This window comes from Phascolarctobacterium sp. (genome assembly GCF_030531065.1).
Taxonomy (GTDB): Bacteria; Bacillota; Negativicutes; order Acidaminococcales; family Acidaminococcaceae; genus Phascolarctobacterium_A.
Genome location: NZ_JAUNOQ010000013.1, coordinates 26,328 through 47,730, shown reverse-complemented (window position 1 = coordinate 47,730; position 21,403 = coordinate 26,328). Strand labels below are relative to the sequence as shown.

Annotated in this window: 21 protein-coding genes and 1 tRNA gene; 1 reads left to right on the top strand and 21 read right to left on the bottom strand. The window is 53.4% G+C overall.

From position 1 onward, the window contains the following. Positions 1–18: 18 nt before the first annotated feature. The 18 genes from fmt to Q4E64_RS09050 all read right to left on the bottom strand — a co-directional run bounded on the left by fmt (position 19) and on the right by Q4E64_RS09050 (position 18,324). Complete coding sequence (gene fmt, locus Q4E64_RS09135; RefSeq protein ID WP_368501560.1) at positions 19–966, bottom strand: methionyl-tRNA formyltransferase; 948 nt, start codon at positions 964–966, stop codon at positions 19–21. A gap of 26 nt (positions 967–992) precedes the next feature. Beyond that, on the bottom strand, positions 993–1,484 hold the full coding sequence (def, locus tag Q4E64_RS09130; protein ID WP_303167564.1) for a peptide deformylase: 492 nt from the start codon (positions 1,482–1,484) through the stop codon (positions 993–995). Positions 1,485–1,617: 133 nt separating this feature from the next. Continuing rightward, positions 1,618–3,891 (bottom strand): primosomal protein N', encoded by a 2,274-nt coding sequence (gene priA, locus Q4E64_RS09125; RefSeq protein WP_303167562.1) that lies wholly within the window; start codon positions 3,889–3,891, stop codon positions 1,618–1,620. 306 nt (positions 3,892–4,197) lie between these two features. Next, complete coding sequence (locus tag Q4E64_RS09120; protein WP_303167561.1) at positions 4,198–4,407, bottom strand: hypothetical protein; 210 nt, start codon at positions 4,405–4,407, stop codon at positions 4,198–4,200. Next, entirely contained in the window at positions 4,397–4,972 is a 576-nt protein-coding gene (locus Q4E64_RS09115; protein WP_303167560.1) for a DUF3990 domain-containing protein, read from the bottom strand. The genes Q4E64_RS09120 and Q4E64_RS09115 overlap by 11 nt, the downstream gene beginning before the upstream one ends. Then, positions 4,969–5,181 (bottom strand): DUF3791 domain-containing protein, encoded by a 213-nt coding sequence (locus Q4E64_RS09110; RefSeq protein ID WP_303167559.1) that lies wholly within the window; start codon positions 5,179–5,181, stop codon positions 4,969–4,971. The genes Q4E64_RS09115 and Q4E64_RS09110 overlap by 4 nt, the downstream gene beginning before the upstream one ends. Positions 5,182–5,408: 227 nt before the next feature. Further along, the gene (gene nth, locus Q4E64_RS09105; RefSeq protein ID WP_303167558.1) at positions 5,409–6,047 is read right to left on the bottom strand and encodes an endonuclease III; all 639 of its coding nucleotides are present in this window, start codon (positions 6,045–6,047) and stop codon (positions 5,409–5,411) included. Then, positions 6,047–7,408, bottom strand: coding sequence for a PFL family protein (locus Q4E64_RS09100; RefSeq protein WP_303167557.1), 1,362 nt, complete (start codon positions 7,406–7,408; stop codon positions 6,047–6,049). Before Q4E64_RS09100 ends, nth begins: the two co-directional genes overlap by 1 nt. Before the next feature lie 9 nt (positions 7,409–7,417). Continuing rightward, on the bottom strand, positions 7,418–7,687 hold the full coding sequence (locus Q4E64_RS09095; protein ID WP_303167555.1) for an ACT domain-containing protein: 270 nt from the start codon (positions 7,685–7,687) through the stop codon (positions 7,418–7,420). A 98-nt stretch (positions 7,688–7,785) separates the two neighbouring features. Continuing rightward, positions 7,786–9,456: an ATP-binding protein gene (locus tag Q4E64_RS09090; protein ID WP_303167554.1), complete on the bottom strand. Its 1,671-nt coding sequence runs from the start codon at positions 9,454–9,456 to the stop codon at positions 7,786–7,788. After that, positions 9,453–10,136 carry a winged helix-turn-helix domain-containing protein gene (locus Q4E64_RS09085; protein WP_303167553.1) on the bottom strand — a complete coding sequence of 228 codons (684 nt, stop codon included), beginning with the start codon at positions 10,134–10,136 and terminating at the stop codon, positions 9,453–9,455. Before Q4E64_RS09085 ends, Q4E64_RS09090 begins: the two co-directional genes overlap by 4 nt. Positions 10,137–10,326: 190 nt before the next feature. After that, positions 10,327–11,880, bottom strand: coding sequence for a glutamine-hydrolyzing GMP synthase (gene guaA, locus Q4E64_RS09080; protein ID WP_303167552.1), 1,554 nt, complete (start codon positions 11,878–11,880; stop codon positions 10,327–10,329). Positions 11,881–12,039: 159 nt separating this feature from the next. Then, positions 12,040–13,410: a DNA repair protein RadA gene (gene radA / locus Q4E64_RS09075; protein WP_303167551.1), complete on the bottom strand. Its 1,371-nt coding sequence runs from the start codon at positions 13,408–13,410 to the stop codon at positions 12,040–12,042. Beyond that, positions 13,397–16,117 (bottom strand): ATP-dependent Clp protease ATP-binding subunit, encoded by a 2,721-nt coding sequence (locus tag Q4E64_RS09070; RefSeq protein ID WP_303167550.1) that lies wholly within the window; start codon positions 16,115–16,117, stop codon positions 13,397–13,399. The genes radA and Q4E64_RS09070 overlap by 14 nt, the downstream gene beginning before the upstream one ends. A gap of 4 nt (positions 16,118–16,121) precedes the next feature. Beyond that, entirely contained in the window at positions 16,122–16,541 is a 420-nt protein-coding gene (locus Q4E64_RS09065) for a CtsR family transcriptional regulator (protein WP_303167549.1), read from the bottom strand. 171 nt (positions 16,542–16,712) lie between these two features. After that, positions 16,713–17,240, bottom strand: coding sequence for a hypothetical protein (locus Q4E64_RS09060; RefSeq protein WP_303167548.1), 528 nt, complete (start codon positions 17,238–17,240; stop codon positions 16,713–16,715). A 12-nt stretch (positions 17,241–17,252) separates the two neighbouring features. Further along, positions 17,253–17,897, bottom strand: a complete 645-nt coding sequence (locus Q4E64_RS09055) for a coenzyme F420-0:L-glutamate ligase (RefSeq protein ID WP_303167547.1) — start codon at positions 17,895–17,897, stop codon at positions 17,253–17,255. A 4-nt stretch (positions 17,898–17,901) separates the two neighbouring features. Beyond that, positions 17,902–18,324 carry a thioesterase family protein gene (locus Q4E64_RS09050; RefSeq protein WP_303167546.1) on the bottom strand — a complete coding sequence of 141 codons (423 nt, stop codon included), beginning with the start codon at positions 18,322–18,324 and terminating at the stop codon, positions 17,902–17,904. A gap of 357 nt (positions 18,325–18,681) precedes the next feature. Here Q4E64_RS09050 and Q4E64_RS09045 point away from each other — a divergent pair. Continuing rightward, positions 18,682–18,756 (top strand) — tRNA-Arg (locus Q4E64_RS09045). Positions 18,757–18,898: 142 nt separating this feature from the next. Here Q4E64_RS09045 and bioB read toward each other — a convergent pair. The 3 genes from bioB to Q4E64_RS09030 form a co-directional block, all read right to left on the bottom strand. Then, a complete protein-coding gene (bioB, locus tag Q4E64_RS09040) occupies positions 18,899–19,888 on the bottom strand; it encodes a biotin synthase BioB (RefSeq protein ID WP_303167545.1) in 990 nt (329 codons plus the stop codon). 162 nt (positions 19,889–20,050) lie between these two features. After that, positions 20,051–20,617 (bottom strand): chromate transporter, encoded by a 567-nt coding sequence (locus Q4E64_RS09035; protein ID WP_303167544.1) that lies wholly within the window; start codon positions 20,615–20,617, stop codon positions 20,051–20,053. Positions 20,618–20,629: 12 nt separating this feature from the next. Continuing rightward, positions 20,630–21,253, bottom strand: a complete 624-nt coding sequence (locus tag Q4E64_RS09030; protein WP_303167543.1) for a chromate transporter — start codon at positions 21,251–21,253, stop codon at positions 20,630–20,632. Between the last annotated feature and the right edge of the window lie 150 nt (positions 21,254–21,403).

Here is a 21,403-nt window from a genome sequence, read left to right as displayed (position 1 = left end):
GGAATAAGAAACTCCTTTTTACTCCTGAGCGCCGCCTAAAAGCTCGCCCTCCTGCACGCCGCGACCGTTAATGAACACCTGCGCCGGCATGCGCTTCTTCGATTCCGGCTGCACCTCGGTAATTTCCAGTACGCCGCTGCCGCAAGCCACAAAAAAGCTCCGCTTGCCCACGGCCACTACCGTGCCGGGAGCGGCTGCGCTGGTCTGCGTCGTTAAGCGGCTGCCCCAAAGCTTCAGGCTCCTGCCGTTGGGCAGCGTCGTAAAGGTGCTGGGCGCAGGATTAAAGCCGCGGATTAAATCGTGTACCTCCTGCGCAGGCTTCGTCCAGTCGATGCGCTCCATACTGCGGTCCAGCAGGCTGGCATAGGTAGCCTGGCCGTCGTCCTGCTTTTCCGCCCGTACCGTGCCCTTTTCAATCTGCTCCATTACCTGCAGCAAAAGCCGGGCGCCCTTATCCCGCAGCTGGTCGTGCAGCTCGCCCATAGTGGTATTTTCTTCAATAGGCACAATTACCTTACCTAACATATCGCCGGTATCCATGCCCACGTCCATCTGCATAATAGTTACGCCGGACTCCTTCTCGCCCTTGATAATAGCGTACTGAATCGGCGCCGCGCCGCGATATTTAGGCAGCAGCGAAGCGTGTACGTTAATGCAGCCGAATCGCGGCAGCGTTAAAAGCTCCTTATTCAACAGCTGGCCAAAAGCGGCCACCACAATTAAATCAGGCTGCAAAGCGCGCAGCACCTCAATAAATTCCGCAGTTTTGACTCGCTGGGGCTGATAAACAGTATAGCCCTTGCTCAGCGCATACTCCTTCACCGGCGTCATCAGCATTTTATTGCCGCGTCCCTTGGGGCGGTCCGGCTGAGTAACGACGCCTGCAATCTCATACTTCCCGCATTCGCTGATGGCCTGCAAGCTGCCCACGGCAAAATCGGGAGTGCCCATAAATACTATCCGCATCATAAAATTTTTCGCTCCCTTAATCCTTATTTCACCACATCTGCCGGCGTAGTCTTTTGCTTAGGCGTCAGCGTAGCAGCCTTATCGATAAACAAAATGCCGTCCAGATGGTCCAGCTCATGCTGAACGCACACGGCCAAAAGCTCGTGAGCCTGCAAGAACATCCGTTTGCCGCTGCGGTCGGTGAACTCGCACTCCACATAGCTGGCGCGTTCTACCTCGCCCTCGTAATCGGGCACGGACAGACAGCCCTCGCTGCCCAGCGCCGAGCCTTCCTTTTTCACAATCACCGGATTGATAAGCTCCAGCAGGCCCTCGCCCACGTCGATAACTACTACGCGCTTGGATACGCCCACCTGCGGCGCAGCCAGGCCCACGCCGTCGGCGGCGTACATGGTTTCCGCCATATCCTTTAACAAGCGCAGCAGCTTCTTATCTATCCGCTCCACCGGCTTGGCTACCTGACGCAGCACCGGATCGCCGGCCACTAAAATTTTCAGCAATTTATTATTTGCCATTTACCAAAAAGCCTCCTTAAAAACTATCTGCTCTGTTATCAAAGCAGGCAGCGCAAAGCCTGCCCGCATATATATCTTAATATTTTATTATAGCACAACCGGGCGCAAATAGGCAAACCTCGGTCAACCGCTTTTAAATAACCGACGCAGGGTCAACATCAAAAAACAAATTAGGCTGTTCCTTGAACTCGCTGTTCAGCAAAGCCTCCTTCACCGGCTGCATATCCGCCGCTTTAAGCAAGACGTTGAAACGGTACAGGTCGCGCACCTTCGCCACCAACGCGGGAAAAGGCCCGGAAATCTGCACGTCGGCCAGCTTATTTTCCAGCTGCAGCCGCTGCAGATAAAACGCCAGCTTCCGCGCCAGCGCCAAGCCTGCTCCTTCGTCCTTATCCCACACCGTCAGCTTCAAAATCTGGGAAAAGGGCGGATAAAAGAAAGCCTGCCGCGCCTTTAATTCCTCTTGCGCAAAGGTATCGTAATCCTGCCGCGCTGCCAAGCTGATAATATTATTTTCCGCCTCATAGGTCTGAAAAATAACCTGACCCGGCTTATCGCCACGCCCCGCTCTGCCAGCCGCCTGAGTCAGCAGCGAAAAGGCCCGCTCCGACGCGCGGTAATCCGGCAGATGCAGCGGACTATCCGCCGACAGCACGCCCACCAGCGTAACATTAGGTATGTCGTGCCCCTTCGCCACCATCTGCGTGCCTATCAGCACATTGCATTCGCCGTCGGCAAAACGCCGCAGAATCTCCTCGTGAGCAAACTTTGCCACAGTAGAATCCTGGTCCATGCGCAGTACCCGTACCTGCGGCAGCCGCTGCAATTCAGCCTCCGCCTTCTGCGTACCGGTGCCGAAAAATTTAATACGGCGGCTGTGGCAGGCAGGGCATTCCGCAGGCACGGGCGCCGTATTGCCGCAGTAATGGCAGCGCATATCCTCGTGGGCGCTGTGATAAACCAGCGCTACGGCGCAATGAGGACAGGTAATGGTCTGTCCGCAGTCGCGGCACATAACAAAGGTAGAATAGCCGCGGCGGTTCAGCAGCACTATAGCCTGCTCCCCTGCTGCAGCCGCAGCCACTAAAGCCTGCTGTAGCCTGCGCGACAGCACGCTGAAATTTTTCTCCGCCAGCTCCCTGCGCATATCAACAATTTCCACCTGAGGCAAATGACTGCCGTTAGGGCGCTCCGTCAGCCGCAAGTGAGTATACGCGCCGGTCATCGCCCGATAATAGGTGCAAAGGTCGGGCGTAGCGCTACCCAAAAGCAGCGGCGAACCCGTATGGCGGCAGCGGGCCAGCGCCACGTCGCGGGCGTGATAATTAGGCCGTTCCTCCTGCTTATAGCTGCTCTCATGCTCTTCGTCGATAATTACCAGTCCCAGCCTGGCAAAGGGCGCGAACACGGCGCTGCGCACGCCTATTAAAACCTGCGCCTGCCCGGTGCGCATCCTGTGCCAAACGTCGCCGCGTTCGTTCTGCGACAGCTTGGAATGAGCTACCGCAATGCCGCTGCCGAACCAAGCTTGAAAACGCTTCACCAGCTGCGCCGTCAAGGCTATTTCCGGCACCAGCATCAGCACCTGCTTGCCCGCGTCCACAGCGTGAGCCGCCGCCCGCAGGTAAACCTCCGTCTTGCCGCTGCCCGTAATGCCCTGCAATAAAAAGCATTGGTGAAGGCCTGCGTCCACGGCTGCATTGACAGCGCTCACCGCGCGGCGCTGCTCCTCCGTCAGCTGCAAATATTCGCCGCGCTGCTGCGAGCGCTCGTAGCTATTGCGCAGAATGCGCTTCTGCCCCGCCTCGGCCAAACCGCGCTGCGCCAAGACCCTGGCTACCGCAGCGCTTACGCCCTGCCGTTCCAGCTCCTGCACCGTCTGCCAATCTCCGGTCGCCGCCAAAACGCCCAGCGCCGCATGCTGCCCTTTGGCCCGCTTCGCCAAGCTTTGCCCTTCCCAGGCCTGCTGCCCCGCAGCGTTAATACGATAGGCCAAAACAGTTTTTTCCTTCAAGCGTTCCTCGTAAGCATAATATAATAAGCGGCCCTGTTCATTACGCACGGCATGCCGCTTAATGCTGCTCTTGCCCGGCACGAACAGCCGCATAGCCTCCGCCAGGCTGCACATATAATACTGGCTCAGCCACCGCGCCGTCGCCAGCATTTCTTCATCAAACCAGGGACGGTCGCCCAGCGCAGTCTCCACTGCTTTCAGCTTGGCGGCGACTGCCGCCTCCGCAGGCACGGCGGTACGCTCCACCACAAATCCCTCCACCTTCTGGCCGCTGAAGGGTACAACTACGCGCCAGCCGCTGTCCAAAAAGGCCAGTTCCGGCGGTACAGCGTAGGTAAATTGCTTAAACAGGCTTTTCACAGGTAAATTTATCGCAACATTAACAGCAAACATACTGCCTCCAAAAAAAACACGTCAATAGCAGGTATTGGCCTGCATCTGTAATCATTATACCAAAATATCCCTGCTGCGGCAGATTTTTTTCTTAAAGGCTTACGCGCTGTAAACGACACACGCGACAAAAAGGACTGCCGCTCCAGCAAAATTTGCTTTCTGCGGTAGTCCTTTACTTATGCTGCAATATATAATTTTCTGTTAAGCTTATCAGAAGCTCCAGCGCACGCCGGTCTCGCCGTCAAAATCATACAGTTAGGATGCTCTAGTATTGCAATAATTATCTGTCGGCTATACATAGAGCCGCTATTGCCTGATCGATTGATAAAAAGCTCTGAAATAGTCAGGTCCATTAGCCCACAGCCCTGTATCAAAATTATAGAGAGCATCATACGCAGGTGAGTTAATAATTTTATTCCTAGCTTCTTGGCGGCTAATTCCCTCATCATCTGCCATGTCCATAATAGCATCTGTCAAAATTAAATCTGCACAAAAAGCTTTCTGCTCATAGCTCATATCTACACACCTCCACAACCTTTAAACAAGAAACGGCTCTTGAGCTAAGGAAACAATACTGTTCCTTTAATCTATCAGGCAAAAGCAACGATATCGCTATTTGAGCTGAACGCTCATCAGCTATTGAACCATACAAGCCTGTGAGATATGTTGTAATAACAGGATTTGTAGTATCATTAGCTATTTTTCCCACAATAATTTCACTGCTGAAAAGAACCTTATTTACTTTAGATGCCAGTTCTTTAGCTAAATGCTTACGCCTATTTAATGCGATAAACCATAGCCATTCTTTATCTGCATTTGTAAATTCAAAAACAGGTACATCCTTTAAAGCAGAATGATATTCGTAGCATGTAACATAGCCAAAATTTTGATTTGCAGCTATTTGTTTCTTAGCCTTCGCTTTCAGCAAGGATGTTTTTATGAAGCTTCTTGCTTGATTTTTATCAGCAGTAACATAAAATCCTTTACCAAAATCTTTTCCTGCTTCACATTTATTTAAATCTACATTCTCAACCGAAGTATAGCTGCCATGATACAACAACATTCCATCTTTAAGCTTCATATGTCAGCACCTTTGGCTTTCAAAATCTCCAGCACATCGCTAAAAGCATTCTCATCACTGTTCAAATGCATAACGTCATATGTATCTTCAATATATTTCCATATGCCATATCTCTCAAAAATCTTATTTCCCTCAACAGACGATACTTTTACCCTATCACAGAACAATCTAAATATACGCAGTTGGAAAAACAGAATTTCATCCAGCACAGTATCGCCTCCAAACATTTGCAATTTCTATATATAATTATACCCTCTAACATTTGCCGCAGCAAGTGAAACCTAAAATGCATTTTTTGCATTATCCAATATTTTCTTTCGGCCTTAAGGTATGCCATAACTACTTTGTTCTTAAACTCAAAACTATACTTAGCCATAAAAACACCGACCTCCAATCGTTAGATTTCAGGTCTAACTTTTTGGGGTCGGTATAAATTTTACTCCAAGTTTTTTTCTTTAAAGGGACATTCCTCCAGCAGCGCGCACTCCCTGCACAAGGGCTTGCGCGCCTTGCAGACCTTGCGCCCGTGCCAAATAAACCAATGATGAGCGTCGCTCCACTTTTCCATGGGAATCGCCTTTTGCAGCTCCTTTTCCGTCGCCAGCGGGTCCGCGCCCTTCGCCAAGCCCAAACGGTGGGACACGCGGAAGACATGCGTATCCACGGCGATGGCCGGCACGTTATAGATAATGCTGGCCACCACGTTAGCCGTCTTTTTCCCCACGCCCGGCAGCTGCATCAGCGTTTTAATATCGCTGGGCACAGTGCTGTTGAACTTTTCCACCAGCATATGGCAGGTTCCCAAAAGATTCTTCGCCTTGGCGTGATACAAGCCGCAATCCCGTATTTCCGCCTCCATCTGCTCCTGAGTCAGCGCCCCCATCTTCTCCGGCGTGTTCAGCCGTGGGAAAATGCGGCCGGTAATCACGTTCACCCGGTCGTCGGTGCATTGGGCGGATAAAATCACCGCCACCAGCAGCTCGAAAGGCGAATTATAATGGAGCGCCGTTTTGGCGTCCTTATAGGTCGCTTCTAAAATATTTAAAATTGCTTCTCGCTTTGCTTTGCGCAGCATCAGTTGGTCAAGCTCCTTACCGGCGCCGGAATCCGTCCGCCGCGGGAAATAAATTTATCGGCGCTGAATTTATTCACGGCAATAATGGGCGCGTAGCCCAGCAGGCCGCCGAATTCTACGGTTTCGCCCACGCCCTTGCCCGGCACGGGAATCAGGCGCACGGCGGTGGTCTTATTATTTATCATGCCGATGGCCGCCTCGTCCGCGATAATAGCGGCAATAGTGCTGGCCGTGGTGTCGCCGGGAATGGCGATCATATCCAGGCCGACGGAGCAAACGCAGGTCATAGCCTCCAGCTTTTCCAGCGTCAGACAGCCGCGCTCCACAGCGGCAATCATGCCCGCATCCTCGCTGACGGGAATAAAAGCGCCGCTCAAGCCGCCCACATAGCTGGACGCCATCAGGCCGCCCTTTTTAACCGCGTCGTTCAGCATGGCCAACGCTGCCGTAGTGCCGGGTGCGCCGCAGCACTCCAGGCCGATTTCTTCCAAAATATGCGCTACCGAATCGCCCACCGCAGGCGTCGGAGCCAGAGAAAGGTCGATAATGCCGAATTGGGTATTTAAACGGCGGGCAGCCTCCTGCGCTACCAGTTGGCCCACGCGGGTAATTTTAAAGGCTGTCTTTTTAATAATTTCAGCCACCGTGCCGATATCGCCGCCCTTAACCTGCTCCAAAGCGTATTTGACTACGCCGGGGCCGCTGACGCCGACGTTAATCACGCTCTCCGGCTCTGTCACGCCCAGGAAAGCGCCGGCCATAAAGGGATTATCGGGCACAGCGTTGCAGAAAACCACCAGTTTAGCGCAGCCCAGAGCGTCGCGGTCGGCGGTGCGTTCCGCCGTCGCTTTAATCACGTCGCCCATTTGCCGCACCGCGTCCATATTGATGCCGCACTTCGTCGAGCCTACGCTAACGGAAGAGCAAACAATATCGGTAACAGCCAAAGCTTCGGGAATGGAAGCGATTAAATTACGGTCGCCTTTCGTATAGCCCTTGTCCACCAGCGCGGAAAAGCCGCCGATAAAATTAACGCCGACCTCCTTGCCCGCCTTATCCAGAGCCTTAGCCAGCGGCACATAATCGTTGCCGTCGCAGCTTTCGCCCACCATGGAAACAGGCGTTACGGAAATGCGCTTATTGATGATGGGCACGCCCAGCTCCACCTCAAGGTCCTCGCCTGTTTTTACCAGTCTGGCGGCCTTGGCGCAGATTTTATCGTAAATTTTCTGCGCCGTTACCCGCATATCCGGGTGGCAGCAATCACGCAGGCTGATGCCCATGGTTATGGTGCGCACATCCAGCTTATTTTCGGTAATCATGCGCGTCGTTTCTAAAATATCCTGAGTATTAAACAGCATGGCGGCCTCCTATATACGGTGCATAGCGGTAAAGATTTCTTCGCTTTGCAGACGGATTTCCACGCCGATGTCCTTGCCCAAAGCCGACATAGCGTCGCGGGCCTGCGCCAGGGTTACGCTTGCTCCCTCCATATCGGCGATCAGCACCATATTAAAAAAGCCCTGCATAATATTCTGGTTGATATTGATAATGTTGATATTCATGTCGGCCAGCGCGTTGCTTACCCGCGCAATAATGCCTACCTTATCCTTACCTACGATTGTTAAAACGACCTGCATCGTCTTGTCCCCCTTTAATGCCAAATAAAACAAACAGCTTGCAAATCGCTGCGTGTAATTATTATATCACAACCACGCTAAGCTTGTCTTGTATACATTCAGTAGGACAATTTCTTGGGAAATTTCAAAATAAATTCCGTGCCCTGGCCTACCGTGCTGTTCACGCGCACCGTTCCCTTGTGGAAGATTACGCCGTGCTTAACGATGGACAAGCCCAACCCGGTGCCCTCTATTGCCTTATGACGGCTACGATCCACCCGGTAAAAGCGTTCGAAAATATGGGGCAGCTCGGCAGCGTCGATGCCCATACCCGTATCGGCCACGCTGACTACATATTTATTTTCCGTTTCCTCCAGCCGCACGGCCACGCTGCCGCCCGCATGATTATATTTAATGCCGTTGTCCAGCAAATTAAAGAATACTTCCTCCAGCAGCGACTGAATGCCCAGGAGCATACCGTTGCTTCTCAGCTTATTATCCAGCGACAGCTCCACCTGCATTTTTGCCGCTTTATCGTGCAGGCGCAGCAACGAGCTTTCCGCCGTCGTAGCTAGGGAAAATTCCTCCAGCATATCGTGATTCAGCTCGTCCAGCTTAGACAGCTTAATAACGTCGTCGATTAAATGCAGCAGATTTCTGGCCTCATCATAAATTTTTTGCAAAAAGCGTTTGGTATCCTCCGGCTTCACCAGCCCGCTGAGCATGATTTCCGAATAACCCAGCACGGACTGCAAGGGCGTTTTCAGCTCATGGGACACATTAGCGGAAAATTCCCGGCGCAGCTTTTCCGATGCCGTGCGCTCCGACACGTCCATAAGCAGCAGCACAAAGCCTTTATCGGCAATACGGCTGCCGTTAAACTGATAATACGTGCTGCCGCGGTTGACCACCAGCCGTCCCTTGCCCGCCAGCTCCATTTCCTCCAGCAGACGCCGCATTTCCTCCGTATCAATGAGTTCCAGAATTTTTTTACCCAAAAGCTCCTGCTTATCCCGGCCCCAAAAGCGCACGGCGCTTTTATTTATGGAAACCACGTTCCATTCCGTATCCAGGAACAGCACGCCCTCGTCCATATTATTGCTGACGGCCTTCAGCTCCTGCTTTTTATTTTTATAGCGGCGCATTTCCTGCAGCAGCTTTTGCTGCTGCTGCGAAAACCTTTCCACAATAGGCTGCAGCTCAGGATAAACTACAGTCTGCGGGTCCGCCTCCTCCAAATCCAGCTGCTCCAAAGGCCGCAGCACTCTTTTGGTAATCGACCGCGCCGCCACAAACGCGCCGCCGAAAACAAACAGCAGAATCAGCAGCAGATAGCCAAGCAAAATATTGGCATGCTGAAAAATCATATCGTTAGTCCGCGCCAAACGCAGAATATTGCCGTCAGGCAGCAGTACGGCGTAATATAAAATATTTTCGCCCAGGGTTCCGGAAAAACGGCTGGCTACGCCTTCGCCCTGAGCCAAGGCCTGCTGTACCTCCGGCCGCTGCAAATGATTTTCCATACCGCCGGCGTCCACATAATTATCGAACAGCGCCGTACCGTCAGGTCCCAGCAGCGTCACGCGGTCGGTCAGCTGTACGCGGTGCAGCTGCTTCACCGTAATGCGCCCGTCCGGGTCGGCCTCCAGCAGCAGCGTCGCTTCCCGCCGCAGGCTGTCGTAGCTGTCCGTCGTAATATAATGATAGCCAAACCAAAAAAACAGTAGCGCCACCAGGCAAACACAGGCGCCCGTCAGCAGCAGAAGGCTGCGAAAAAGCTTCTGCTTCATTTTTCCGCCGCCATTCTGTAGCCTACGCCGCGAATCGTTTCCACTAAATCTCCGGCGCTGCCCAGCTTTTGCCGCAGCGTGCGGATATGCACGTCCACGGTGCGGGTTTCGCCGCTGAACTCATAGCCCCAGATATCGTTAAGCAGCTTGTCCCGCGAAAAAACAATGCCCGGATGCAGCAGGAATTTTTTCAGCAGCTCGTATTCCTTCAGCGTCAAGACAACCTCCTGCCCATCCACGCTTACCTTATGCTCCGAGGAATTAACCTCCAGATTAGCCACGCGGATAATATCCTCCGCAGGCAGCTGGCTTTGCGCTGCGCAGCGGCGCAGTACGGCCTTAATACGCGCCACCATTTCCAGCATTCCAAAAGGCTTGGCGATGTAATCGTCAGCGCCGCTGTCCAGACCCTTGACCTTATCAAACTCCGAGCCCTTAGCCGTAGCCATAATTACGGGAATGGCGGCATAGCGCTTATCGGCGCGCAAACGGCGCAAAATGCTGACGCCGTCCTCGTCCGGCAGCATAATATCCAAAACTATCAGCTTTGGCACACGCTTTTCCAGCTCGGCAAACAATTCGCGGCCGCTGCCGCAGCCCTTGGCCTCCATGCCCACGGATTGCAGAGTATAGACCTCCAGCTCGCAAATATTCTGTTCATCCTCCACGCAGTAAATCATTTTTATTCCTCATTTCTTATCCGGCAAAAGCAAACGTAATGTAAAATTTTTACCTATCTATTAGATATCTTATAATATTTTTCCTGCCGCCGCTGTAAAATCTGCGTAAAAAATGCGAAGAAAAACTCCTCTTTATGCAAAGAAGCTGATACAGAAAATTTTTCTGCATCAGCTTCTTATATTTTAGAGCTTATTCAAACTCAATCGTTGCCGGCGGCTTCGTCGTATAGTCGAACAGCACGCGGTTGATATGCTTTACTTCGTTGACAATGCGGTTGGCCGCAGCGGTAATTGTTGCCGGCGGCAGCATCGTAACCTCCGCCGTCATAAAATCGGTGGTTGTTACGGCGCGCAAAGCGATGGCGTAATCATAGGTACGGCCGTCGCCCATAACGCCTACGCTGCGCATATTGGTCAAAGCGGCAAAGTATTGGCTGGGACGTTCGCCGAGCGGCAGCTTGTCCACCTCTTCGCGGTAAATAGCGTCGGCGTCCTGCACAATAGCCACTTTTTCCGGCGTTACATCGCCAATAATGCGGATAGCCAGGCCAGGTCCAGGGAAGGGCTGGCGTGCTACCAAATGTTCCGGCAAGCCCAGCTCGCGGCCGGACTGGCGCACTTCATCCTTAAACAAATCGCGCAGAGGCTCGACGATCTCCTTGAAATCAACGAAATCAGGCAGGCCGCCCACATTATGATGGCTCTTAATCGTAGCGGATTCTCCGCCTAGGCCGCTTTCCACCACGTCGGGGTAAATAGTGCCCTGCGCCAGATAATCCACAGCGCCGATTTTCTTCGCTTCTTCTTCAAATACGCGGATAAATTCTGCGCCGATAATTTTACGCTTCTGCTCCGGCTCGCACACGCCTGCCAACTTATCATAAAAGCGTTGGCGCGCGTCCACGCAGATAAAGTTAATATCGAACTGACCGCCTTCGCCAAATACGGCGCATACCTCTTCGCGCTCGTTTTTGCGCAGCAGGCCGTGGTCGACAAATACGCAAGTCAGCTGCTTGCCGATGGCCTTCGCCAGCATAGCGGCGCATACGCTGGAATCGACGCCGCCGGACAAAGCGCACAGCACCTTGCCGTCGCCGATTTTAGCCTTCAAGGCTTGTACTGTCTGCTCTACGAAGGAATCCATCTTCCAGGTGCCTGCGCAGCCGCAAACATTATAAACGAAATTGCTCAGCATTTGGGTACCGTTATCGGTATGCAGAACTTCCGGATGGAACTGCACGCAATACAGCTTGCGCTCCTCGTCCTGCGCTGCCGCTACCGGGCAGTTAGGTGTGTGGGCCACAACCTTAAAACCGGGAGCAACGCGCTCAATATAATCGTTATGGCTCATCCAGCATACGTTCTGCTCCGGCAGGCCGGTAAAGAGCGGGCTGGTAGTATCCAGATCAACCAAAGTCTTGCCGTATTCGCGCTCAGGCGCCTTGCAGACATGCCCGCCCAAAGCGTGCATCATCAGCTGGCTGCCGTAGCAAATGCCCAAAACGGGCACTCCCCAGGTATAGATCTGCGGGTCGATGGTCGGAGAATCCGGCAGGTAAGCGCTGTTGGGACCGCCGGTGAAAATAATACCCTTGAGGTTTTTCTCCTTAATTTTTTCTAAGCTATGGGTGTAGGACACGATTTCGCAGTACACGCCGCATTCGCGCACACGTCTGGCGATAAGCTGATTGTACTGGCCGCCGAAGTCGATAACCAATACCATTTCCTGTTGATTAGTTTGCATACCTTCCGTCACTCTCCTTTAATTATCAAGCTGCCGTGGCAGCCGCTTATGTAAACAATAGAACGCTTTTTGTATAGTAGAATATTACCATAAACAGCGGTAAATTGCAACGAAAAAGGCCCCTCCGGCACAGTATATTGTGCTGAAGGAGCCGTTTGCTCATCGTTCAAAAAGAGCCTGCAACGCCTGCTCTAAAGTTTTTACTTTGATAATCTGCGCTCTGGTATCAGGAATTTTCAACGAACTGTCGGGTATGATAAATTTATGAAAGCCTAAATTCAGCCCGTCCAGAATCCGTCGTTCCGGCGCGCTGACGCGGCGCACCTCGCCCGTCAGGCCCACCTCGCCAAAGCAAATGACCCCTTTGGGAATGGCACGGTTGCGATAGCTGCTGACCAGCGCCGCCGCCACCGCCAAATCAGCTGCAGGCTCCGTAATACGCATTCCGCCTACCACGTTGACATAAGCGTCGTACATGCCAAAGTCCAGCCCCAGCCGCCGCTCTAAAATCGCCAGCAGCATATTCACCCGGTTATAGTCAAAGCCCACGGCCGTGCGCCGCGGCATTCCGTAGGGCGTTTTAGCCACCAAGGCCTGGAATTCGACCATAATGGGGCGATTGCCCTCCATGCAGGCGCCAATCATACTGCCTGCCGCCTCGCCGTCGCGGTCCTCCAAAAAAAGCCCCGCAGGGTTGGCTACCTCGGCCAGGCCACCTGCTTCCATGGAAAAAATGCCGCTTTCCTCCGTACTGCCGAAACGGTTTTTCAACGCCCGCAGTACGCGAAAGGCATAGGAACGATCGCCCTCGAACTGCAGCACCACGTCCACCATATGCTCCAGCAGACGCGGCCCGGCAATATTGCCATCCTTAGTAACGTGGCCGATAACCAGCACCGCAATGCCCGTAGTTTTGGCAAACTGCAGCAGTTTGGCCGTACACTCGCGCACCTGGCCCACGCTGCCCGCCGCCGTTTGCAGCTCAGGATTATACATGGTCTGGATACTGTCGATAATCAAAAGCTGCGGCTGCACGGCGTTGGCCTGGGTTAAAATAGCGTCCAGATCCGTCGCCGTCATAATCAGCAGATTACTGCCGGCGTTAGCGCCGCCCAAGCGCACGGCACGCATAGCCGTCTGCTCCTCGCTTTCCTCGCCGCTGACATAAAGCACCTTCACGCCGCGCTGGCCGAAGCGCAGCCCCGCATCCAGCAAAATAGTAGACTTGCCGATGCCCGGCGTTCCGCCCAGCAGCACCAGGCTGCCCGGCACGATGCCGCCGCCCAAAACCCGGTCAAATTCGCGGATACCCGTCGCCAGCCGTTCCACCTTCACCTGCGCCACGCTGGCAATCGTGCGGGGCTTAACCTTTTCGCTGCCTACCAGCAAATAACTCTTGCTGGGCTTAGCGCTGACCTCGGCCTCCTCTGCAAACGTATCCCAGGCGCCGCATTCGGGGCAGCGCCCCAACCATTTGGCTGTTACATAGCCGCAGCTTTGACATACAAAACGATATTTAGTCTTCGCCATGCTGTTCACCCTTAGCCGCCGCTGCCGCTACCGGCTCTCTGTCCACCGGCAGTTCCAGCAAAAAATGCGCTCCCTCTACAGCCTTGTGAAAGGTCAGACGCTGGCCGCCGTCGTCCTCGGCAAGCAGCTTATAGCCCTTGTGGAACTGCCCTGCCAGGAACAAATCGCTGACCGGATCCTCCACCAGCTTGCGCAAAGCGCGGCGCAGAGGACGCGCGCCGTATTTGCTGTCGCTGCCTTCCTTTAATAACAGCTGCCGCGCGCCCGGCGTCAGCTCGACGGACAAGCCGTTAGCGGCCATGCGCCGGTTAAGCTCGGCCAGCAGATTATCGGCAATGCGCTCCAGCTGCTGGCGTCCCAAAGGATTAAAGACCAGCGTTTCGTCCACACGATTCAAAAATTCCGGACGGAATACCTGCTTGATTTCATTTAAAACCTGCTCCTTACGGCTCTGCAGCTCGCCGGCAGCGCTGGCGGCAAAGCCGAGCGGCTTGCTCATGCTCAAGCGCTGAGCCCCCGCATTGCTGGTCATAATAATCACCGCATTGCGGAAGTCCACCGTGCGCCCCTGCCCGTCCGTCAAGCGCCCGTCCTCCATAATCTGCAAAAGCAGATTGAATACGTCGGGATGAGCCTTTTCGATTTCGTCCAGCAGCACCACACAGTAAGGCTTACGCCGCACCGCGTCCGTCAGCTGGCCGCCCTCGTCGTAGCCCACATAGCCCGGAGGCGCGCCTATCAGCCGCGCCGTAGTGTGCTTTTCCATATATTCGGACATATCGAAGCGCAGCATAGCCCGTTCGTCGCCGAACAGCTCCTCTGCCAGCGCCTTGGCCAGTTCCGTTTTGCCCACGCCCGTAGGCCCTAAAAACAGGAAGGAGCCCACCGGCCTGTTAGCGTCCTTAAAGCCTGCCCGCGCCCGGCGCACAGCCCTGCTGACGGCTGCTACCGCTTCGTTTTGGCCAATGACGCGCCGCTCCAAACGACTTTCCAACTGTAACAGCCGCTGGCTTTCGCTTTCCGTCAGCTTGGCTAAGGGGATGCCGGTCCAGGAGGAAACCACCTCCGCCACATCCTCCTCGCTGACGGGAATTTCCTTGGCTACCTCGGCCAAGGCTGCCGCCAGCTGCTTCTGCAAAGCGTTCTCCTTATCCCGCAGCTTAGCGGCTTCTTCGTAATCCTGCTTATCCACCGCTTCTTCCTTTTCCAGCTGCGTAAATTCCAGCTCCTCCTGCAATTTCCGCGCCGGTTCGCTGCGCTTATACAGCTTAATGCGCAGACGGGCGCAGGCCTCGTCCATTAAATCGATAGCCTTATCTGGCAGATTGCGGTCGGTAATATAACGGTCGCTGAGTGCTACCGCCGCCTTCACGGCCTCCGGCGTAATCTGCAGCTTATGGAAATCCTCGTAATGCTTACGCAGCCCCAACAGCATTTTTTCGCTGTCCGCCGCGCTGGGCACATTGACCAGCACCGGCTGGAAGCGCCGCTCTAAAGCCGCGTCCTTCTCGATATGCTTGCGGTATTCATCGATAGTCGTCGCGCCGATAATCTGCAGCTCGCCCCGCGCCAAAGCCGGTTTGATAATATTGGCCGCATCGATACTGCCCTCGGCGCTGCCTGCGCCGATAATGGTGTGCAGCTCGTCCACGAAAAGGATAATGCGCTTATCCGCCCGCAGCAGCTGCAAAATTTCCTTCATTCTCTCCTCGAACTCGCCCCGGTATTTAGCGCCGGCCACCAGCATACCTATTTCCAGGGAAAAGACTATCTTATGCTGCAAAAACTCCGGCACCTCGCCCTTGACTATCTGCTGCGCCAAGGCCTCGGCCACGGCGGTTTTGCCTACGCCGGCCTCGCCGATAATCACCGGATTGTTCTTCGTGCGGCGGCACAAAATCTGGATAATGCGCTCCACCTCCTGCTCGCGGCCAATAACCGGGTCAATGCGACCGTTAGCGGCGTCGCTGTTCAAATTGCGGCCATAGCCTGACAGCACCTCCAGCACATCGCTGCCCTTAGGCTCCTTTGCCTGGCGGAAGCTGCGCCCGGGCACGGACTTGCGCTGTTCGTCCAGACTGTCGACAATTTTTTGCACGCTTTCCAGCGTAATGCCAAACTTACGCAAAACCTGGCAGGCAATGCCGTCGCCCGCCGCCAAAAGACCCAACAGCAGCTGCTCGCTGCCGACGTAATTCTGCCTGCGCAGCTGCGCCTGCGCCGCAGCCTGTTCCAATACCATTTTCGCCCGTTGGCTGTACTGGGGCAAAGCGTTCTTTTTCGCGCCCTTATCCAGCCAGCTTTCCAGCTCTTTGGCAATTTCATCTAAATTATCGTGCAGGCGGCGCAATATTTTTTGACCGGAGCAAGCGTCAGCCGCCAAAAGGCCGGCCAAAATATGCTCCGTGCCGATATGCTCGCTGCCGCAGTCCAAGGCCTTATTGGCAGCCAACTGCAGCACCTGCGCCGCGGCGGCGGTAAAGCCCTCCTTAGTAACCTTTTTACGCGGCCTGCCCTGCTCCTGCATCAGCTCCTTAAAAAACTTCAAAGCCTGCTCCGGCGTTACGTTAGCCGGTCCCAACCCTAGACCGGTAGGCAAAAATTCCGTGGCGCAATCCTCGCACAGCCACTTATCCACCTGTTTATCTCCCATCAGGCACACCATATGCATAATGGCCTGTTTTTTATGACAATTTTCACACAGCATAAGCTCACCTCCGACCTGCGCTGTTCAGCAGCGCCATAGCCTGCTGCAGCACAGCCTTTTTCTTTGCTTCGTCCGCATCGATAATATGCAGCATATACTTCAATAAAGCCCGCTCTCTGGCCGTAATCAGCTTTTGCCCTGCCAAATGCTCCACCAGCTCGGCCGCAGCCGGCTCCTTCTGCGGCTGCCGCTCCCGCTGCGGCTCCATACGGACAATGCGCACAAAGCCGCCGCTGCCCCGACGGGACTCCACCATAAAGCCCCGTTCCGGCGTAAAGCGGGTGCTAAGAACATAGCTGATCTGCGACGGCGCGCAGGACAGCCTTTCCGCCAGCTCATTGCGCTGTACCAAAAGCGCGTCCTCGTGGTCGCGCAGCAATTCTCCTATAATAAAGCTTTCAATAGCGTCTGCTAAATTTCTCATAATCAATCACCTGCAAAGAAATTCATTTGCTACTATTATATTTGACTTTTCGACTTTAAGCAAGTGAAATTATTATGACGAAGCGTTCGACGACGAAAAATAAAAAACAGAAAGAAAAATCCACCCCGCAGGTGGATTCTTCAACGCTCTGCCAAAAAGCAAAGCGAAATATTATTTTACTAACGCGCGCAGCTCCCCGGCAGTCAGCGTAAAATATTCTTTCACAGTATACAGCTCGCGGCGGCCGCGGCAGTCGGCAAACAGCGCTACGTCCACGTCGGGAACGGCAGCCAAAGCCTCCTGAATGCTCTTGCCGTTTCTAGCGTAAGCTTCAAAGCGCAGGACAAAATTCTTGCCGGTACCCGCAGGCACAAGCAAAGCTTCAAAATAATCGTCGTCGCGCGGCACGCCCTCCAGATTTACCTTGCCGCGCAGCAAAACGTCGTCGTACTGCTCCTGGGGCAGATAAATTCTCATATAAGCGTCAAGAATCGTGCCCTCCTGCTTGCCAATATTATCAAAGGGCACCTCCAGCTGAAAGTCAACGCGGCCATCGCTCTCCGCCGCCCTCACAGCCGCAGTCCGCTGCTTAACCAGCAAGCGCATCTCGGCGTCGCCCTGTAAAGCGATATATACAGCCACCGTCAGCACGCCCAACAGCGCTAAGGCGATAAGTATTCCAATAATAGTACACAGCATTTTGCTACCTCCTTACGCCTTACGATAATTCTTAATAATGCAGATAGGCGTTTTTTCGCTGCCATTGCCGAAAGGATTATCAATCAATATCTCGGCCACCTTATCGGCGTCCACGCCTTTGGACACGCCCAGCACAGCGCTGCGCTTCAAATCGTTAACGTCGGCAATAGCCGCGCCGTAGCAGCCGCAGGCCCTGGTAATAGCCTCCGCCACCCTGGCAGGCTCCGAAGGACCGTAAACTACATGCTTATCATAAGGCGGCATCGTGCCGGTAATATCGTCAATCAAACGTGCCTGCTCGCCCGCCATACGGTAGAAAGTGCCGCTTACGCCAACGCATTTAGCGGCAAAGCCGCAAATAACGGCCCACAGCACCCGTGCGCCGCCCTCGGCGTCAATCAGCGCCTGCATACTGTACCAGCTGCTGATGCTGCCCTTGGACGGGAACAAATGGCTCAAGGTTTTCGCTAAAAAGCCGGGATGAAACTCCTCGCAGCGCAAAGCCCGGCCCTGAGTAATCGCCACCACGCTTTCGGCAGCGCAAACAACGTCGTCCGGGCCAATTTTATCCTTGCCAAACTCCAAAATAGCATCGCAGATATCGTCGTGATGCGTCAAAATTCTTGTCGGCACAGGAACAATCTCATACTTTTCCATACTTTCACTCCTCCGCAGCCTTATCCGCCGCATATACCTTCTGAATTTTATCAAACCAACAGGGAGCCAGGCGAATAATATGCCCCTCCTTGTCGGTAAATACATTGCGGGTATGACCCTCCACCGCCACCGCGCCGTCGCGCAGGCGGATGACCTTATAATCAAATTCCATCTTCGCTTTATTAAAGGCGCTCATCCTTACCTGTACTTCAAAATCATCGTCAAAGGTACAGGAATTTTTGTACTGCGCCTTCACCTCGGTAATAGGGAAGATAACGCCGGCGTCCATCAGCTCGCCCAAAGTAATGCCGCAGGCACGCAGATAAGCCACGCGTCCCATTTCAAACCAACGCAGATAGTTGGCGTGATGCACCACGCCCATCATATCCGTTTCTACAAAACGCACCTTATCTCTTATCGTAATCATATTAGCTCCTTTTCCTTGCGAATCAATTTATTATTATAGCACTTTTAAACAAAAGTACATACCTAAATCTTATGCAGCCGATAAAATTTTTCTGCGCCCGCAGCGTCCGGCGCAGCGCACAACCCGGCGAGAACGCCCGGCTCGCTTACATTGTAGCATATTTACGGCACGAATACAAAAAAGCGCTAAGAGCTTTGCATAAGTTTCACAGTTGTGGTATAATGCTTGTACACAGTGATTCGCAAGCCGAAGGCGAAGCGAGAACTGATGTATAACATATACCTGACACCCGGCGATTGACGAGCCGAAGGCAATGGCAGAGCCGCGGTAGACATGGTATAATGTGAAAGTAATCTTGCGCCTGTAGCTCAGTGGATAGAGCAATGGTCTCCGGAACCGTGTGCGGAGGTTCGATTCCTCTCAGGCGCACCATTTTTCAAAAGTTCAAAACTCCTGTCCTTCTCCTTAGCGGGAAGGACTTTTTCTTTTCGCAGCGCAAAAAATGCAGGCCTCGTCAGCCTGCATTTTTTTGGAGATTTGTAAGATTTTAAGGCGTAAGATTTATCCGCTAAAGTCAATCTAAAACCGGCGTCGAACGCGGACGGCCCAAATCCTTGAGCATTTGGATATCTCGTTCGGTGCCGCGGCCAGCCGTAGTCAAATAGCCGCCGATCATGATGCCGCTCGCGCCGCCGTTCAGCGCCAAAGCCTGCAAATCGCGCAGGTTTACCTCGCGCCCGCCCGCAGTACGAATCTGCGCCTTGGGCAAAATAAAACGGAATACGGCGTAAGCGCGCAAAATTTCCAGCGGCGGCAAGGGCTTGCTCTTTTCCAGCGGCGTGCCAGGAATCGGCGTCAGCAAGTTCAACGGCACGGAATCGATGCCTAATTCTTTAAGCGTAAACGCCATCTCCACGCGCTGCTCGCGGGTTTCTCCCAAGCCGAAAATACCGCCGCTGCACACGCGCAGTCCTGCTGCCTGCGCATTTTTAATCGTCACGAATTTATCTTCATAAGTGTGTGTCGTGCAAATATCCGGGAAATGACTGCCAGCCGTTTCCAAATTGGAATGGTAACGGGTAACGCCCGCAGCTTTCAAAGCCTGCGCCTGCTCCAAAGTCAAAATGCCCAAGGACGCGCAGACCTCAATCTGCAATTCCTTTTTAATGCGCGCCAAAATGCGGCAGATATTGGCGAAGTCGTCCTTCTTGCTCTGCCCGCGACCGCTGGTAACGATGGAAAAACGCACGGCGCCCGCTGCTTTAGCTTTTTGCGCGGCGCTGAAAATTTCTTCCTCGCTCAGCAAGCCGTATTCTTTAACGCCGGTGCAATAGTGCGCCGACTGCGCGCAGAACTTGCAGTTTTCGCTGCACTTGCCGCTGCGTCCGTTAATGATGGCGCAGCAATCGACCGCGTCCCCGGCGAATTTCTGCCGGATTTTATCTGCCATGGACAACAGCACCATGGTGTCGTCGTCGCTGACGTTGATTAAATAATTCGCTTCTTCTTTAGTAATAGCCTGACCGTCCAAAACCTTTTCGGCCAACGCGATAATCTGCTGCATATTTTCACATCCCTAACCTTAGTAGTTAACCAGTTTTCTAGCGTCAAGTTAACTGTAATATATTATATAGCAGATTACGGGATACGTCAACCTTGTTTTAGCGGCGGTTTACTTTATCAAGAAAAAATAAAAGGCCGACGACCTGCGCCAGCCTGAATAAATTTAACGAATGCCAATCAATCCTAAAAATAATCCTAACGCGCCGCTCATGCACAGCAGCTTAATCACGCTCATCTTATGCCGGATACACCACAGGGAAATGGGCAGCACAATACAGCCCACCAAATCGATTCTAGTAAAATCCTGCGGCAGCGTTTCCGTATTCCACAAAGCTAAAAGGATAAAGCTCATCCCGGCGGAGCAAATCAAAGCCACCACCGCCGGGCGCAAGCCGTTCAGTACGCCGCGCACCGGCCCGATGTCGCCATATTTAAAAAACAACCGCGCCAAGAGCAGCACAATAATCACCGACGGAAAGACAAAGCCTACCGTCGCGGCTACCGCGCCTGGTACGCCCGCCACCTTCGTCCCCACAAAAGTTGCGGCGTTAATGCCAATGGGACCCGGCGTCATCTGCGAAATAGTAAAGATATCGATAAACTGCTGCATCGTCAGCCAGCCGTGCTCTTCAATAACCTGCGCCTGAATCAGCGGCATGGAGGCGTAGCCGCCGCCCACGCAAAAAGCCCCGACCTTAACAAAGCTCCAAAAAAGTTCCCAATAAATCATAACGCCGCCTCCTCAAGAATATTTTGCGTCGCGCAGCCAAAAGAAACCGATAACGGCGTCCACGACGACGGCGTACATCAAATTGACGTTGAAAAAATAATTAGCGATAAAAGTGCCGACGATAATCGCCAGCGGCAGCGCCAGTTTTTTCTTCCATTCTTTCTTCAGCAAATCGATGGCCACGTTGATAATAATCGCCGTGGCGCCGCACTGCATGCCCTTCAACAACAGCTGGATATATTGATTGTGCGCGAAAGCGTCGTAAGCGTAGGAAATAACGCTCAGCGTAATCAGCGGCGGCAGCACCGTCGCCAAAAGCGCCGTCAAAGTCCCGCGCCAGCCCGCTATCCTGTAGCCCAGGCTGATGGCAGCGTTTACTGCTACCACGCCCGGCGCGGACTGCGCAATCGCAACTAAATTCAACGCTTCCTTGTCGTCCAACCACTGGTATTCGTCGACAAATTTAGCCTTGAGCAGCGGGATAATGACAAACCCGCCGCCGATAGTGAAGGCGCTGATGATAAAAGTAGATTTGAACAGCTTCCATAATGTATCTTTAGCGTCCGTCGGCGCAAGCTCCACATTAACAGCTCCTTTTCTCGAAAATATTTCATTTACATTATACCACAAGGGCATATGTTCTGCTAAGCTCTGCGTTCGCCTTCGGCCCCGCAATCGCCAGGCATTCACATTATATCATGCTTACCGCAGCTCTGTCATCGTCTACGACCTGCCAATCCCAGCTGAATATGCGCACAAAAGCCTCCCGTTCAACGCGGGAGGCTC